This is a genomic window from Cobetia sp. MM1IDA2H-1 (assembly GCF_002916775.2).
Lineage (GTDB): Bacteria > Pseudomonadota > Gammaproteobacteria > Pseudomonadales > Halomonadaceae > Cobetia > Cobetia marina.
In genome coordinates, this window is sequence record NZ_CM133225.1 from 3,601,190 (window position 1) to 3,618,243 (window position 17,054).

Here is a 17,054-nt window from a genome sequence, read left to right on the forward strand (position 1 = left end):
AATCATGCTGACCGATATGTCGTCGATCCTGTCGCAATCCCGGCGGTTTGCCTGCGCAAACCCCTTGGGTGTTATATGGTCAAGCCTCACGGGCAATTAGTACTGGTTAGCTCAACACATTGCTGTGCTTCCACACCCAGCCTATCAACCTTGTAGTCTTCAAGGGCCCTTCAGGAGGCGCAAGGCCTCAGGGAAGTCTCATCTTGAAGGGGGCTTCCCGCTTAGATGCTTTCAGCGGTTATCCCGTCCGAACGTAGCTACCGGGCAATGCCATTGGCATGACAACCCGAACACCAGAGGTTCGTCCACTCCGGTCCTCTCGTACTAGGAGCAGCTCTTCTCAAACTTCCGACGCCCACGGCAGATAGGGACCGAACTGTCTCACGACGTTCTAAACCCAGCTCGCGTACCACTTTAAATGGCGAACAGCCATACCCTTGGGACCGACTTCAGCCCCAGGATGTGATGAGCCGACATCGAGGTGCCAAACACCGCCGTCGATGTGAACTCTTGGGCGGTATCAGCCTGTTATCCCCGGAGTACCTTTTATCCGTTGAGCGATGGCCCTTCCATACAGAACCACCGGATCACTAGAACCTACTTTCGTACCTGCTCGACGTGTCTGTCTCGCAGTCAAGCACCCTTATGCTCTTGCACTCAATGCACGATTTCCAACCGTGCTGAGGGTACCTTCGTGCTCCTCCGTTACTCTTTAGGAGGAGACCGCCCCAGTCAAACTACCCACCATACACTGTCCTCGATCCGGATAACGGACCTGAGTTAGAACGCCAATGATGTCAGGCTGGTATTTCAAGGTTGGCTCCACCGCATCTGGCGACGTGGTTTCAAAGCCTCCCAGCTATCCTACACAGACAACATCAGCATCCAGTGTAAAGCTATAGTAAAGGTTCACGGGGTCTTTCCGTCTAGCCGCGGGTACACAGCATCTTCACTGCGATTTCAATTTCACTGAGTCTCGGGTGGAGACAGCGTGGCCATCATTACGCCATTCGTGCAGGTCGGAACTTACCCGACAAGGAATTTCGCTACCTTAGGACCGTTATAGTTACGGCCGCCGTTTACCGGGGCTTCGATCAAGAGCTTCGGACGAATCCTAACCCCATCAATTAACCTTCCGGCACCGGGCAGGCGTCACACCCTATACGTCCGCTTGCGCGTTTGCAGAGTGCTGTGTTTTTAATAAACAGTTGCAGCCACCTGGTATCTTCGACCGGTAAGAGCTTACGGAGCAAGTCCTTCACTCGAACCGGTGCACCTTCTCCCGAAGTTACGGTGCCATTTTGCCTAGTTCCTTCACCCGAGTTCTCTCAAGCGCCTTGGTATTCTCTACCTGACCACCTGTGTCGGTTTGGGGTACGGTCGCATGTGATCTGAAGCTTAGAGGCTTTTCCTGGAAGCGTGGCATCGATGACTTCCTGACCGTAGTCAGTTCGTCTCGCATCTCGACCTCAGAGGAACCGGATTTGCCTGATTCCTCGGCCTACATGCTTTCACCAGGACAACCAACGCCTGGCTCACCTAGCCTTCTTCGTCCCCCCATCGCAACCACATCCGGTACGGGAATATTAACCCGTTTCCCATCGACTACGCGTTTCCGCCTCGCCTTAGGGGCCGACTCACTCTGCTCCGATTAACGTAGAACAGAAAACCTTGGTCTTCCGGCGGGGGAGTTTTTCACTCCCCTTATCGTTACTCATGTCAGCATTCGCACTCGTGATACCTCCAGCAGACTTCTCAATCCACCTTCATTGGCTTACACGACGCTCCTCTACCGCTCATCCATAAGGATGAACCCGTAGCTTCGGTACCTGATTTAGCCCCGTTATATCTTCCGCGCAGGCCGACTCGACTAGTGAGCTATTACGCTTTCTTTAAAGGATGGCTGCTTCTAAGCCAACCTCCTAGCTGTCTGAGCCTTCCCACATCGTTTCCCACTTAATCAGGATTTTGGGACCTTAGCTGACGGTCTGGGTTGTTTCCCTTTTCACAACGGACGTTAGCACCCGCTGTGTGTCTCCCACGCTGCACTCACTGGTATTCGGAGTTTGCCTCGGGTTGGTAAGTCGGGATGACCCCCTAGCCGAAACAGTGCTCTACCCCCAGCGGTGATACGTGAGGCGCTACCTAAATAGCTTTCGAGGAGAACCAGCTATCTCCGGGCTTGATTAGCCTTTCACTCCGATCCACAGCTCATCCCAGCATTTTTCAACATACTTGGGTTCGGGCCTCCAATTGATGTTACTCAATCTTCACCCTGGCCATGGATAGATCGCCCGGTTTCGGGTCTATACCCTGCGACTGGTCGCCCAGTTAAGACTCGCTTTCGCTACGCCTCCCCTATACGGTTAAGCTCGCCACAGAATATAAGTCGCTGACCCATTATACAAAAGGTACGCGGTCACACCATGAAGGTGCTCCCACTGCTTGTACGCATACGGTTTCAGGATCTATTTCACTCCCCTCGCCGGGGTTCTTTTCGCCTTTCCCTCACGGTACTGGTTCACTATCGGTCAGCCAGGAGTATTTAGCCTTGGAGGATGGTCCCCCCATGTTCAGTCAAGGTTTCTCGTGCCCCGACCTACTCGATTTCACGATACTCAGACTTCGACTACGGGACTATCACCCTGTATCGTCAAGCTTCCCAGCTTGTTCGTCTGTCAGTTGTATCGCTTAAGGGCTGGTCCCCGTTCGCTCGCCGCTACTTGGGGAATCTCGGTTGATTTCTTTTCCTCCGGGTACTTAGATGTTTCAGTTCCCCGGGTTTGCCTCTATAGGTTATGTATTGGCCTATAGATACTCACCTGATGGTGAGTGGGTTTCCCCATTCGGAAATCGTTGGGTCGCAGGGTATTTGCCACCTCGCCAACGCTTATCGCAGGCTATCACGTCCTTCATCGCCTCTGGCTGCCAAGGCATCCACCGTATGCGCTTAATCGCTTGACCATATAACCCCAAGGGGTCTGTCAAGGATTACGAATCTGTCGGACCTCTCCGACATATCGTTTGATGGAGATGTGCTTGGCGCACATTCCATCGTCAGCATGATTCACATTGTTAAAGAGCGGCTGTTCAGAGAACAGTGAGAAGTCACACAACCTTCTCGAGGAAGGCAATATGCTTGTCACTGTGAACTGTCAGCGTTATCAGGCAGTAGAAGCTTGAACCGGAACTTGATGGTGGAGCCAAGCGGGATCGAACCGCTGACCTCCTGCGTGCAAGGCAGGCGCTCTCCCAGCTGAGCTATGGCCCCAAAAGTCGGCAAACCGTGTCGACAAAAGCACGAAGCTTTTGGTGGGTCTGGGCAGATTTGAACTGCCGACCTCACCCTTATCAGGGGTGCGCTCTAACCAACTGAGCTACAGACCCGACACTACTACTCGATAAACTAACTTGATCAGGTAATTCGTTGTGAGCACTTGCCGCGAGCAGTAGACAGTGTCGATAAGGAGGTGATCCAGCCCCAGGTTCCCCTAGGGCTACCTTGTTACGACTTCACCCCAGTCATGAACCACACCGTGGTGATCGCCCTCCCGAAGGTTAGGCTAACCACTTCTGGTGCAGTCCACTCCCATGGTGTGACGGGCGGTGTGTACAAGGCCCGGGAACGTATTCACCGTGGCATTCTGATCCACGATTACTAGCGATTCCGACTTCATGGAGTCGAGTTGCAGACTCCAATCCGGACTGAGGCAAGCTTTATGGGATTGGCTCCACGTCGCCGTATTGCAACCCTTTGTACTTGCCATTGTAGCACGTGTGTAGCCCTACCCGTAAGGGCCATGATGACTTGACGTCGTCCCCACCTTCCTCCGGTTTGTCACCGGCAGTCTCCTTAGAGTTCCCGACATTACTCGCTGGCAAATAAGGATAGGGGTTGCGCTCGTTACGGGACTTAACCCAACATTTCACAACACGAGCTGACGACAGCCATGCAGCACCTGTCTCAGAGTTCCCGAAGGCACCAATCCATCTCTGGAAAGTCCTCTGGATGTCAAGGGTAGGTAAGGTTCTTCGCGTTGCATCGAATTAAACCACATGCTCCACCGCTTGTGCGGGCCCCCGTCAATTCATTTGAGTTTTAACCTTGCGGCCGTACTCCCCAGGCGGTCAACTTATTGCGTTAGCTGCGCCACTAAGTCCTCAAGGGACCCAACGGCTAGTTGACATCGTTTACGGCGTGGACTACCAGGGTATCTAATCCTGTTTGCTACCCACGCTTTCGCACCTCAGTGTCAGTGTCAGTCCAGAAGGCCGCCTTCGCCACTGGTATTCCTCCCGATCTCTACGCATTTCACCGCTACACCGGGAATTCTACCTTCCTCTCCTGCACTCTAGCCAAGCAGTTCCAGATGCCGTTCCCAGGTTGAGCCCGGGGCTTTCACACCTGGCTGACTTAGCCACCTACGCGCGCTTTACGCCCAGTAATTCCGATTAACGCTTGCACCCTCCGTATTACCGCGGCTGCTGGCACGGAGTTAGCCGGTGCTTCTTCTGCGAGTGATGTCTTTCCTCGGGAGTATTAATCCCGAAGCGTTCTTCCTCGCTGAAAGTGCTTTACAACCCGAAGGCCTTCTTCACACACGCGGCATGGCTGGATCAGGCTTTCGCCCATTGTCCAATATTCCCCACTGCTGCCTCCCGTAGGAGTCTGGGCCGTGTCTCAGTCCCAGTGTGGCTGATCATCCTCTCAGACCAGCTACGGATCGTCGCCTTGGTGAGCCGTTACCTCACCAACAAGCTAATCCGACATGGGCTCATCCGATAGCGCAAGGTCCGAAGATCCCCTGCTTTCTCCCGTAGGACGTATGCGGTATTAGCCTGAGTTTCCCCAGGTTGTCCCCCACTATCGGGCAGATTCCCATGCATTACTCACCCGTCCGCCGCTCGACGCCTTCTAGCAAGCTAGAATCGTTTCCGCTCGACTTGCATGTGTTAAGCCTGCCGCCAGCGTTCAATCTGAGCCATGATCAAACTCTTCAGTTGAAAGCTTGATAGTCTGTTAAGCAGACCAAACTTGGTTCAGAGTCAAACTTCTCGTGAGAGGCTTGCTCCGATATTTGGTGACCTTGTCACCACTCATCGGCAAGCGCTCACACGAATTACCTGATCAAATTTTTAAAGAGCGTCGCTGTTAAGCGAGGAGGCATATTCTATCCGGAACGCTTGAGAAGTCAAGCACTTGATGATGAGTCAGTCGACTGCCTCTAAGCATCATCCAGCGGTGAGGAGCGTTGCTCGATCACCTGTTCCGTAAGGAGTGCGGCGTATTCTAGCGAATCGCCCGAGATTGTCAATCGATGATTTGGAAGCGGACTTCAAAAACATCAAACAAAACAATCACCTGCAAACCTCTTTCACCGCTGGTAACGCCATGCGTCCCCGGCAGCGGATGCGTACTTTACGCACGAACCGGCCTGGTTTCAAGGCCTTGTGGATAAAAGATTCATCCACATGCCCTCCAGAACGACTCCCCTTCTGACCCCGTGACAAGACTGGCCACCTTGCAGCCGCCTCGGCGCGGCTGATCTTGTCAGGCGACACACGCTTCGCGCTCTGAGGAATGTGCCATGGCCGCAGCCATCACGAGGTCTCGCCCCGCTGCCATCTCGCATACGCTGCCCACGATGATCAGGCAGGGTGTCGGCAGCGGGCGTTCTGCCAGACGAGCCACCATGTCACCCAGGGTGCCGTGCAAGGCCTGCTGCTCGGGGAGGCTCGCATTGGCCACCAGCATCATCGGCCAGTCTGACGGCAGACCATGGCGCTGCAGCTCATCACAGATGGTGTCGAGGCGATTCAGCCCCATATAGAAGAGCAACGTTTCATCCCGGCGTGCCAGCTGCTGCCATTCGGGCTGGTCATTCCGGTTGCACAGCTGGGCGGTCACGAATCGCAGCCGCTGAGCATGAGCCCTGTCGGTGAGCGGCATGCCCAGCGAAGCTGCCGCACCGGCGGCCGCGGTGATGCCGGGAACGACATGACGGGTGATGCCAGCCTCATCAAGTGCCGCCAGCTCTTCTCCCATGCGACCGAAGATACCGGGATCCCCGCCCTTGAGCCTGACCACACGCATACCCTCCTTGGCCAGACGCACCATCAGCGCGCCGATCTCGTCCTGGGGTACGCTGTGATTGCCGCAGGCCTTGCCGACGTAATAGCGCTCACAGTGCATCGGGAGCTGAGCCAGAATCTCGTCACCGACCAGGCGATCATAGACCACGGCATCCGCTGCATTGAGCATTCTCCAGGCCTTGAGCGTCATCAGATCCGGATCCCCCGGGCCGGCTCCTACCAACGCGACCTGCCCCGGAAGAAGCCCGTCCCAGGCAGGCGTGATGGCCCCGGCATCAGCCCGTGATGGTGCCTGTCCGCCAATGGCACGCCACTCGCGACGCGACAGCAAGCTTTCCGTCAGCCGTGCCATGGAGATGCCGAGGGTTGCTGAATTGATGCTCGATGCCATCAGATCACGCCATTTCCAACGAATCAGTCCGCTCATCGGATCGCTCCTCTTCCACAAGACGTTTGAGTTCAGGCAGGCAGGAGCCACAGCGAGTGCCGCAGGCCAATCGCGCCCCCAATGCTTCCACGCAACGGTCACCCGACTGGATAGCCAGCCGAATCGTGAGTTCGCCGACCTGATGGCAGGCGCATACCATCGTCCCGACATCCGCCTGACCAGAGAGGCGTCCGGCGAGGAGACTGCGACGCTCAAGTGCAGAAAGCTGGTCAGAGGCGAAACATTCCCCCAGCCAGGCAATGTTGGGCTGTCGGTCGGAGTGTGCCGCGCCAGCGGTGACCTTCAACCACCAGATCAGCCGTCCCTCACGAAAACCTGCGGCACTGATGCCTCCCTGTGCCACATCCTGTGCCCAGAGCCCCGCCTGAACACTCAGATGCCTTTCACACCAGAGCGCCCAATCCGGCTGCCCTTCTCCTGCCAGCTGACAGCGCACCAATGTCGCCTGCGGGATGCGCGCCCAATAGCATCCCTCGAGCTCTGTCATCGCGCCTGCAAGATCTTCATGCCCACCCCATACGCCAGGGGCGATCAGCAAGGTGGCCTGCCATTCACAGGGCAATGGCATGACATCGACCGCGCCATGCTTGGATTCCGGCTGACCGGAGAGAGGATCGACCAGGCCGGCCAGCAACGCCCCGGCGCGCCCGTGACTGGCGAAGTGATCATTCCAGTGCATGGGGATGAACACCTCACCCTGACGCTGGCCATGACTGATACGCACACGCGCACGATAGTCGCCACGCACGCTCCCCTGCTCATCACGCCCTGCAAGCTGCGCCAGAGCCCCCTCCTGCAGACCGCGAGCCGCGGCATCCTGCGGGTGAAGCTCCACGAAGGGTTCGGCGCGATGATTCATCAGGCGCGCGCTGCGCGCAGTCCGTGTCATGGTGTGCCACTGATCACGAATGCGACCGGTATTGAGGCGCAGCGGTACCGCATCACTCAGCGCCTGATGCGGCAATTGCGGGGTCACGGGCACCAGCCGTGCGCGACCATTGGGCGTATTGAAGGTGGCATCCTCGAACAACCGCAATGTGCCGATGAGCTCCCCCTTCTCACCACGCCGTACCGGCCATTGAATCGGTCTGAGCGCGTCATAGCCCTCGCGATCCAGCTCGGCCAGCGGCGCGATGTTGAACAGCCGCCTGATCGAGGAAGCCGCCAGAGGCTTGCTGCCCGCCTTGTGACATGGCGCGACGTTGCGGAAGCCGGACAACCTGGCGTGCTCACGGAAGATCGCGTGGGGCCCCGAGTAGCCAAATGCCGCCTGGTACCCCATGCGCTTGCCGACCTCCGCCAGCTGCCACCAGTCGTGACGTGCCTCGCCCGGCGGTGCGAGCAACCCACGCTGACGCGAGATGCAGCGCTCGGAATTGGTGACGGTGCCATCCTTCTCGCTCCAGCTGCTGGCCGGCAACACCACATCGGCATACGCCAGGGTGTCGCTGTCCGCCATGCACTCGGAGACGATCACCAGCGGACAGGCCGCCAGCGCCGCACGTACGCGCGTACTGTCCGGCAGACTGACCGCCGGATTGGTCGCCATGATCCATAGCGCCTGTATCTCTCCACGCTCGATCGCCGCGAACAGTTCGACCGCCTTGTGCCCCGGCCCCTGAGGGATATTCGGGGCGTTCCAGAATTCACCGACCAGCTCCCGCGCGCCCGGCGTCTCGTAGTCCATGTGTGCCGCCAGCTGATTGGCCAGTCCACCGACTTCCCGGCCGCCCATCGCGTTGGGCTGTCCGGTGATCGAGAACGGTCCCGCCCCCGGCAGCCCGAGCTTGCCCCCGGCCAGATGGCAATTGATGATCGCATTGCCCTTGTCGGTACCGCTGGTCGATTGGTTCACACCCTGGGAGAACAGCGTCACCACATGCAACTGGGTCGCGAACCAGTAATAGAAAGTCTCGAGACGCTCCACATCGACATCACAGTCACGCGCGATTGCCGCCAGCGAGCAGTCTTCCCGCCTTGCCGCCTTGAGCGCCGCATCGAAGCCCTGGGTGTGCGCCTTCAGATAGAGGCGATCCAGGCGTCCGCGATCTGCCATGTAGGCCAGCAGACCATTGAAGAGACGCGCATCACTGCCGGGACGCAGGCCAATATAGAGATCGGCTATCTCGCAGCTGTCGGTCACCCGGGGGTCGATCACCACGATTCGCAGCAATGGATTGTCGATACGCGCCTGCTTGAGCCGCTGAAACAGCACCGGATGGTTCCAGGCCAGATTGCTGCCGACCAGCACGACCAGCTCGGCACGCTCGAGGTCCTCGTAACTGCAGGGCACGGCGTCCGCTCCGAAGGCACGCTTGTGAGCCACGACGGCCGAGGCCATGCACAGTCGCGAATTGGTATCCAGATGAGGGGTACCGATGAAGCCCTTGAACAGCTTGTTGGCGACGTAATAGTCCTCGGTCAGCAGCTGCCCCGAGAGATAGGCGGCGATGCTTTCTCCGCCATGCGTCCTGCTCAGATCAGCAAAGCGTGCGGCGATCAGGTCCAGCGCCGTCTCCCAGCTCACCTCTCGCAATACCCCGGCCTCATCACGCACCTGCGGCATCGTCAGACGCCCATCGGCCGACAGCGTCTCGGCAAGCGCGGAGCCCTTGACGCAGAGCCGGCCATGGTTGGCCGGATGCGCGACATCACCACTCAACGACACGATGCGCACACTGTCCTGGTCCTGCTCAAGCTCGACCGCCACACCACATCCGACACCGCAATACGGGCAGGTGGTGGTGGCACGACATCTAGCAGGTTGCGGGGCGTCTGGGGGATTCCTGACTTGCATCGACATCACTCCCTGGTGCATTGAGCACAGAACGTTGACCACGAAAAAGGCGCCTGACGACCGAGCACGAAGCGTGCGGTCATCAGGCGCCTTTGCCTGTTGCTGATATCTGTTCACTGACTAGGTATCTGACCCGGTTCGGGTCATCGCGCGGGCTGACTGATCAAGCCGCCATTGGCCGGATGTAATGCCCGACGTCATTGCTGACGCGAACATGGATCCCTCAGTCATGTCTGCACATGAATGCGGTAAAAGAGGCAGATACCAGACCAACCATTTCTCTTTCTCTTTGATAACAGCAACTTGCACAATTCAGCCTCACCAGTCTGTCGACAGGAGCCGCAAGACCCTGCCGCTCACTCCGCCTTGTCGCACCAGCCCTGTGCATCCTTGAGACTTCCTGCACCATTCCCTCACGACAGGCGACTCCCATGGCGCCTCCAGCCACTCGAAAACACCTGACCCTCGACATCGAAATACTCACAAACCAATGAAAGTTGGTGGTTTTTCGTCAGGCGGCACCAAATTCGCTGTATTCCTGACAGGTTGGGTCAATGACGACCCCGAATCGCAGGTCTCGCCGCGCATCCATGTGGATGCACGGCAGCCAACGGTCCGTCAGACCTGCCGCAGTCCCGAGTGACAGCCGTATCGTCGCGCAGCACTGCAACTCGCTATCCAATGCTTAGCCCTCATCTTCCAGGCAAAGGCGCCTGCTTGACGTCGTGAACTTCACGGCGGCAAGCAGGCGCTTTTTTTTTGCACTCGATATCCCAACGCAAGGAGGCAGCATGCATCCGTCATCTTCCACCGGCGACACGACCCCGTCCCTGATCATCATCGGTCATGGCATGGCGGCGCAGAAGCTGCTGGAGCAACTGGTCGCGCTGTCACCTGATCGCCAGCTCCCCTGGGCAGTCACGGTGATCGGTGAAGAGCCTCACCTGCCCTACAACCGCATTCAGCTCTCCCCACTATTGGCGGGCGAGACGCAAGCCGATGACCTGATCAGCCAGCAGGCCGACTGGTTCTCGCTGCATGGCATCACACGGATCAGCGGTGATCCCGCCTGTCAGATCGACCGCGCCGCCCGCTGTGTCGAGACCGCCAGCGGTCGCCGCATTCCCTATCAGCGTCTGGTGATCGCCACGGGGTCACGCCCGGCGCTGCCACTGCCGCTCCCCGCTCACCTGCCTCAGGCACTCGATGCCAACGACTGGCCACCGGGACTGATGGGCTTTCGTGACCTCAGGGATGTCGAGCAGATGCAGGCCGCCTGTCGCACCAGAGCCGGTCACGACGGCAATGCCCTGGTGATCGGCGGCGGCCTGCTGGGGCTCGAAGCCGCCGAGGGCCTGCGCAAGGGTGGCCTTGAGGTGACGCTACTACAGCGCAGCGAGCGCCTGATGAACCGTCAGCTGGATGACGTGGCCGCTGGCTTGCTGGAGCAGGAGCTGAGCGAGCGCGGTCTCGAGATCATCACCGACGCGCATCTTGAGCAATGGCTCGAGACGCCGGAGGGCCGCATCACTGGCGTGCGTCTCAAGGATGGCCGTGAACTGCACGCCGGACTGACCATCGCCGCCACTGGCATCCGCCCCGAGATCACGCTTGCGCGTGCTGCCGGCCTGGCCTGCCAGCGCGCTGTCCAGGTCGATGGCCACCTGCTCACGAGCGATCCGCACATTCACGCGCTGGGCGAATGCTGTGAGGTGGAGGGCGAGACCTTCGGTCTGATCGAGCCCATCTGGGCACAGATCGAGGTGCTCGCACGCCATCTTCTTGAGCAAGCGACCCCGCCCTATCGCAATGCCCCCCTGGCGACGCGTCTCAAGGTCAGCGGTATCGACCTCTACAGCTGCGGCGAGCTGATGCCACATCCCACTGACGAGGTGCTGGTCTATCAGGACCACGCCCTGGGTGACTATCGCCGCCTGCTGCTGCGCGATGAGCGTCTGGTCGGGGTGGTGCTCTACGGCGATGTCAGTGCCGGCAACGCGCTGTTCGAAGCCCTCAAGGCAGGCACGCCACTGACAGCGATTCGTGACGACCTGCTGCTCATGCCCGCACAAGCGCTGGCACAACTGGACGAGACACCCTCTGGCCCACCGAATGACCCCGGCGGCAGAGCGACCCACCAGAACACTGCATCTCAACATCCTGATCGCGACACCACCCCTGACACCTTCGAGGAGGCCGCATGAAACACCTGATCATCATCGGCAATGGCATGGTAGGCCATCATTGCGTCGAGCAGCTGATCGCGCTGGGCGCCACCGCGCACTACCAGATTCATGTCTTCGGCGAAGAGCGCCACATCGCCTACGACCGCGTACATCTCTCGGAGTACTTCACCGGACGCGATGCCGATTCTCTCGCGCTCGGCAGCGTGGAGGATTACGCCAGCGCCGGTATCACGCTGCACCTCGACGAGTGCGTCACGGCGATCGATCGCGACGGCGGCCATGTCATCACTCCCCAAGGGCGCTATCCCTACGACAGCCTGGTGCTGGCCACCGGCTCCACGCCTTTCGTGCCGCCCATCCAGGGCCTTGGCGAGCCAGGCAGCGAGGCTGCCGCCAGCAATCGGCTGGTCTACCGCACCCTGGAAGACCTCGACCAGATACGCGCCGCTGCCGACGGCAAGACGCGTGGCGTGGTGGTCGGTGGCGGCCTGCTGGGACTTGAGGCCGCCAACGCCCTCAAGTCACTCGGTCTGGAGGCGCATGTGGTCGAATTCGCGCCGCGCCTGATGCCGGTGCAGCTGGATGAGGATGGCGGCCTGGCACTCAAGCAACACATCACTGCGCTGGGCGTGGGAGTGCACCTCAATCGCGCCACCACCGACATCGTGCCCGGCGAGGAGTACCAGTGGCGGATGAATTTCTCCGACGGTGAGCATCTGGAAGCGGATCTGATCGTCTTCTCCGCCGGCATCCGTCCTCAGGATGCACTGGCACGTAGCGCCAGCCTCGAGATCGGCGAGCGCGGCGGCATCATCATCGATGACGAATGCCGCACCTCGGACCCGGAAATCTTCGCCATCGGCGAGTGCGCCCTGTGGCAATCGCGCATCTTCGGGCTGGTCGCGCCCGGCTATCAGATGGCACGCGGCGTGGCGTCCCTGCTGGCCGCCAGCACAGGCGATGCCACAAGCGATGCGCAGGAGCGCTTCCGCTTCCAGGGCGCCGACATGTCCACCAAGCTCAAGCTGCTGGGGGTGGATGTCGGCTCCATCGGTGACGCCCACGGCAAGAGCGAAGGCGCGATCAGCTATCGTTACTGTGACGAGGCCGACGGCGTCTATCGACGCCTTGTCGTCTCGCAGGACCGCAAGCAGGTACTGGGCGCGGTGCTGATCGGTGACAACTCGCGCTACGACACCCTGCTGCAGTACGTCACCAATGGCATCGCGGCGCCCAAGGACCCGGCGGCACTGATCCTGCCGGATGCCAGTGGCGAGTCCATCACCCTGGGCGCGGATGCCCTGCCTGACAGCGCCACCCTGTGCTCCTGCCACAACGTTTCCAAGGGAGATGTGTGCAGCGCCATCGACGCCGGCAACAGCGATCTGGGCGCCATCAAGGCCTGCACCAAGGCCAGTACCGGCTGCGGGGGCTGTGCGGCGCTGCTCAAGAAGGTGGTGGATGCCGAGCTGGAAAGTCGTGGCGTCGAGGTCGATCGCTCGCTGTGCGAGCACTTCGCGCATACCCGTCAGGAGCTCTACTCGCTGGTGCGCGTCGAAGGCATCCAGACTTTCGCCGAGCTGATGGCCAGCCACGGTCGCCATCCCGATGCCCTGGGCTGTGAGGTCTGCAAGCCCGCGGTGGGCTCGATTCTGGCCTCGTGCTGGAATGCGCCGATCACCGAGGCCTCGCACATTCCGCTGCAGGACACCAATGACACCTTCATGGCCAACATGCAGAAGAACGGCACCTACTCCGTGGTGCCACGCATTCCCGGCGGCGAGATCACGCCGGACAAGCTGATCGCCATCGGCGAGATCGGCAAGCGCTACAACCTCTATACCAAGATCACCGGCGGGCAACGCATCGACCTCTTCGGCGCCCAGCTGCATGAACTGCCGGATATCTGGGGTGAATTGATCGCCGCCGGCTTCGAGACCGGCCACGCCTACGGCAAGTCCACCCGCACGGTGAAATCCTGCATCGGCAGCACCTGGTGTCGCTATGGCGTGCAGGACAGCATGGCGATGGCGCTGACGCTGGAAGACCGCTACAAGGGCCTGCGTTCACCGCACAAGCTCAAGTTCGCCGTCTCCGGCTGTACCCGTGAATGCGCCGAGGCCCAGAGCAAGGATGTCGGCGTGATCGCCACCGAGAACGGCTGGAACCTCTACGTCTGCGGCAACGGCGGCATGCGCCCGCGTCACGCCGAGCTGTTCGCGACCGATCTGGATGACGAGACACTGATCCGCACCATCGACCGCTTCCTGATGTTCTACATTCGCACCGCCGATCGCCTGCAGCGCACCTCTGTCTGGCGCGAGGGCCTCGAAGGCGGGCTCGACTATCTGAAGGAGGTGATTCTCGAGGACAGTCTGGGGCTTGGCGAGACCCTCGAGGAGCAGATGCAACAGGTGGTGGACCGCTACGAGTGCGAATGGGCCAATGCCCTCAAGAGTCCCGAGAAGCTCAAGCGCTTCCGCCACTACGTGAATGACCAGCGACCCGACCCGGCCGTGGTCAACATCATCGAGCGTGACCAGATACGCCCGGCAAGCCGCGGCGAGCTGATCACCAGTGACGGCGGCTCTCTCGATGAGGGAACGGACTCAGGCATCAGCCTGGCAACAGAACTGACGGCCAACCTGGCCACGGAGGTGCGCTCATGACATCGCCTGCACTCGCTTCCACACCGCTCTCCACAGCGTGCCACACGGCACAGGACACGGCACCTGACACCTCAACCAAGGAGGAGTCGCCACTTCGCTGGGTGACACTCTGTCAGCGCGGGGACCTGGTGCCGGGCTCCGGGGTGGCCGCCTGGCTGGAACAGGCCGGCCAGGACTTCCAGATCGCGCTGTTCACGCTACCCTCCAGCGCGGACAGCGACGCCCTCACGCTGTTCGCCATCGACCATCATGATCCGGTATCCGGCGCCAACGTGATCGCCCGCGGTCTGCTGGGCGATCATGCCGGTGAGCCACTGGTGATCTCGCCGCTCTACAAGCAGCGCTATCGACTCAAAGATGGCCAATGCCTGGATGACGAGACGCTCTCGCTTCAGGTGTGGCCGGTTCGCCTCGAGGGGGATGCCGTGCAGATACAGTGCTAGCGGACAGGCCGATGCCTGAAAAGCACATAAGCTATTGATGACGTACGGATATGCTCGAAAAATGGCACATATTTGGTGCACAACCATGCTGCAACGCACCATGATCCGCCCGGCAATGCGCACGCCTCGACTCGCCTGACCGCTACCTGGCAGGCATCTGGCGAAGAGAAAACACTCAAGCTATTGTTTTTGAATGACTTGCTAGAAAGCTGGCACCAGGTATGCAATCTATAAAGCGAGATGGCAAATGGCGGCTATCTCGCATGGCGTGCTCATTGCTGAGTCGAGGATCCGGGACCGGCGTATCCCCCTCGATATACAATGGCATTTAAGTCCACCCACTTGGGTGGACTTTTTTTATGCCTGAAGTCATCGGCAAGCCATTGATTTTCTTTGCTTAAGAGTAAAACGCGCCACCCGCACCTTCTTGCTGACCTCGCTTCTCATCCCTACCCTCGCCGCTCATTTTTCTTCCCGCTGCTGACGACGCGCGATCCAGCGTTGGCATTCACCGATGATGCCACTGCGGAAGCTGAGCACGCAGATCACGAAGATGGCGCCCAGTATCACGCTGACCCAATCCCCCAGCGCGGACTGCGCCAGCTGATGCTGAAGCCCGATGACCAGCCCGGAACCCACCAGCGGCCCGAGCAGCGTGCCGACGCCGCCCAGCAATGTCATCAGGATCACCTCCCCCGACATGTGCCAGCTGGCATCGCCCAGCGAGGCGAGCTGGAACACCAGCGTCTTGGTCGCTCCCGCAAGGCCCGCCAGCCCCGCCGACAGCACGAAGGCGACCAGCTTGTAGGCATCGGTGTGATAGCCCAGCGAGATGGCACGCGGCTCGTTCTCGCGAATCGCCTTCAGCACCTGACCGAAGGGGGAATGCACCACACGGCGGATCAGGGCAAAGGCCGCCACGAAGATCGCGAACACGACGTAATAGAGCGTGTGGTTGTCCGCCAGATCGAACACGCCGAACAGCTCACCGCGCGGCACGCCATGCAGGCCATCTTCCCCATGGGTGAACGGCGCCTGGATGAAGAAGAAGAACATCATCTGTGCCAGGGCCAGCGTGATCATCGCGAAGTAGATGCCCTGCCGCCGAATGGCCAGCGCGCCGAACAGCGTGCCGAGCACCACGGCCCCCAAGGTGCCGGCCACGATGCCCAGCGCGGGGCTCAGGCCCGGATACTCCGCGAGCAGAAAGCCGGTGATATAGGCGCCCGTGGCCAGGAAGGCGGCATGCCCGAAGGACAGCAGCCCCACGAAGCCGAGCAGCAGATTGAAGGCGCTCGCGAACAGCGCGAAGCACAGAATCTTCATCAGAAAGACGGGATAGGCGACCCAGGGCGCCAGCAACCCGAGCAGGAACAGCACGAGATACAGCATGCCCAGCGGGGTGATTCTGCGCGGCGCGCTGCCTGCACGCGCGGCCTGGTGGTCCTGTTGCAGTACGGCCATGTCAGGCCTCCTTTCCGAACAGCCCGGCGGGGCGAAGCATCAAGACCATCACCATCACCACGAAGATCACGGTATTGGCGGCCTCGGGATAGAACACCTTGGTCAGCCCCTCGATCAGCCCCATCGCGAGCCCGGTGAGGATGGCACCGAGAATCGAGCCCATTCCACCGATGACCACCACCGCGAACACCACGATCAGCAGGCTCGAGCCCATGGTCGGCGAGACGGGATACAAGGGTGCGGCCAGCACGCCGGCGAAGGCGGCCAGCGCCACGCCCAGTCCGTAGGTCAGTGACACCATCAAGGGCACATTGATGCCGAAGGCCTGCACCAGCTCAGGATTCTCGGTTCCCGCGCGCAGATAGGCACCGAGACGCGTGCGCTCGATCAGGAACCAGACTCCGAAGCAGACCACCAGTGCCGCCACCAGCACCCAGGCGCGATAGGTGGGCAGGAACATGAAGCTCAGCTTGAAGCCGCCACTCAGCGCCTCGGGAATCGGGTAGCTCGACCCCGAGACACCGAACAGATTCACCAGCGTGCCCTCGAGGATCAGCGCTAGACCGAAGGTCAGCAGCAGGCCATAGAGGTGATCAAGATGCTGGATGCGGCGCAGCAGGAAGCGCTCGACAACAATGCCCAGCGCACCCACCACCAGCGGCACCACGATCAGCGCCGTCCAGTAGTTGAGCCCCAGATATTGCGCTCCCAGCAGCGCCGCGAAGGCGCCCAGCATGTACTGGGCACCATGCGCGAAGTTGATGATGCGCAACAGACCGAAGATCACCGCCAGCCCAAGACTCAGCAATGCATAGAAGGCACCGTTGATCAGCCCCAGCATCAGCTGACCGAACAGCACCATCAGGGGTATTCCAAGAATCATCGTCATCCGCTCAGTCCTTTTCAGCGCCCACTTGCGTCAGCCGTTCGGCGCTGCCGATCCCGTGATCAGCA

7 protein-coding genes, 2 tRNA genes and 2 rRNA genes are annotated in these 17,054 nt (G+C 60.1%); 3 read left to right on the forward strand and 8 right to left on the reverse strand.

Annotated features, from left to right (window positions below; translation table 11 throughout):
• Positions 1-75: 75 nt before the first annotated feature.
• The 6 genes from BOH68_RS15110 to BOH68_RS15135 form a co-directional block, all read right to left on the reverse strand.
• Positions 76-2,964, reverse strand: a 23S ribosomal RNA gene (locus BOH68_RS15110).
• 231 nt (positions 2,965-3,195) lie between these two features.
• Positions 3,196-3,271, reverse strand: a tRNA-Ala gene (locus tag BOH68_RS15115).
• Between the two features lie 39 nt (positions 3,272-3,310).
• Positions 3,311-3,387 (reverse strand) — tRNA-Ile (locus BOH68_RS15120).
• 76 nt (positions 3,388-3,463) lie between these two features.
• Positions 3,464-5,004: ribosomal RNA gene (locus BOH68_RS15125) — 16S ribosomal RNA — on the reverse strand.
• The 16S and 23S rRNA genes sit together here with 2 tRNA genes alongside, the layout of an rRNA operon.
• A gap of 547 nt (positions 5,005-5,551) precedes the next feature.
• Positions 5,552-6,520, reverse strand: a complete 969-nt coding sequence (gene cobA, locus BOH68_RS15130) for a uroporphyrinogen-III C-methyltransferase (RefSeq protein WP_258038317.1) — start codon at positions 6,518-6,520, stop codon at positions 5,552-5,554.
• Positions 6,489-9,338, reverse strand: a complete 2,850-nt coding sequence (locus BOH68_RS15135; RefSeq protein WP_077378153.1) for a nitrate reductase — start codon at positions 9,336-9,338, stop codon at positions 6,489-6,491. The genes cobA and BOH68_RS15135 overlap by 32 nt, the downstream gene beginning before the upstream one ends.
• 791 nt (positions 9,339-10,129) lie before the next feature.
• Between BOH68_RS15135 and BOH68_RS15140 the strand changes: the two genes are divergently transcribed.
• The 3 genes from BOH68_RS15140 to nirD are packed head-to-tail and all read left to right on the forward strand — an operon-like array spanning position 10,130 to position 14,636.
• On the forward strand, positions 10,130-11,542 hold the full coding sequence (locus BOH68_RS15140) for an NAD(P)/FAD-dependent oxidoreductase (protein WP_077378150.1): 1,413 nt from the start codon (positions 10,130-10,132) through the stop codon (positions 11,540-11,542).
• Positions 11,539-14,193, forward strand: a complete 2,655-nt coding sequence (gene nirB / locus BOH68_RS15145; RefSeq protein ID WP_077378147.1) for a nitrite reductase large subunit NirB — start codon at positions 11,539-11,541, stop codon at positions 14,191-14,193. Before BOH68_RS15140 ends, nirB begins: the two co-directional genes overlap by 4 nt.
• A complete protein-coding gene (gene nirD, locus BOH68_RS15150; RefSeq protein ID WP_077378144.1) occupies positions 14,190-14,636 on the forward strand; it encodes a nitrite reductase small subunit NirD in 447 nt (148 codons plus the stop codon). Before nirB ends, nirD begins: the two co-directional genes overlap by 4 nt.
• A gap of 462 nt (positions 14,637-15,098) precedes the next feature.
• Here the strand turns inward: nirD and BOH68_RS15155 are convergent, their stop codons facing one another.
• Together BOH68_RS15155 and BOH68_RS15160 are read right to left on the reverse strand one after the other, a co-directional pair.
• The gene (locus BOH68_RS15155; RefSeq protein WP_219815839.1) at positions 15,099-16,028 is read right to left on the reverse strand and encodes a branched-chain amino acid ABC transporter permease; all 930 of its coding nucleotides are present in this window, start codon (positions 16,026-16,028) and stop codon (positions 15,099-15,101) included.
• A 73-nt stretch (positions 16,029-16,101) separates the two neighbouring features.
• Positions 16,102-16,989, reverse strand: a complete 888-nt coding sequence (locus BOH68_RS15160) for a branched-chain amino acid ABC transporter permease (RefSeq protein WP_077378138.1) — start codon at positions 16,987-16,989, stop codon at positions 16,102-16,104.
• Positions 16,990-17,054: the final 65 nt, after the last annotated feature.

What these genes read in the sequence shown, in the direction of transcription:
- cobA (WP_258038317.1), bottom strand. Translation starts at nt 6,520, where the DNA reads ATGAGCGGACTGATTCGTTGGAAATGGCGTGATCTGATGGCATCGAGC.
- BOH68_RS15135 (WP_077378153.1), bottom strand. Translation starts at nt 9,338, where the DNA reads ATGCAAGTCAGGAATCCCCCAGACGCCCCGCAACCTGCTAGATGTCGT.
- BOH68_RS15140 (WP_077378150.1), top strand. Translation starts at nt 10,130, where the DNA reads ATGCATCCGTCATCTTCCACCGGCGACACGACCCCGTCCCTGATCATC.
- nirB (WP_077378147.1), top strand. Translation starts at nt 11,539, where the DNA reads ATGAAACACCTGATCATCATCGGCAATGGCATGGTAGGCCATCATTGC.
- nirD (WP_077378144.1), top strand. Translation starts at nt 14,190, where the DNA reads ATGACATCGCCTGCACTCGCTTCCACACCGCTCTCCACAGCGTGCCAC.
- BOH68_RS15155 (WP_219815839.1), bottom strand. Translation starts at nt 16,028, where the DNA reads ATGCTGTATCTCGTGCTGTTCCTGCTCGGGTTGCTGGCGCCCTGGGTC.
- BOH68_RS15160 (WP_077378138.1), bottom strand. Translation starts at nt 16,989, where the DNA reads ATGACGATGATTCTTGGAATACCCCTGATGGTGCTGTTCGGTCAGCTG.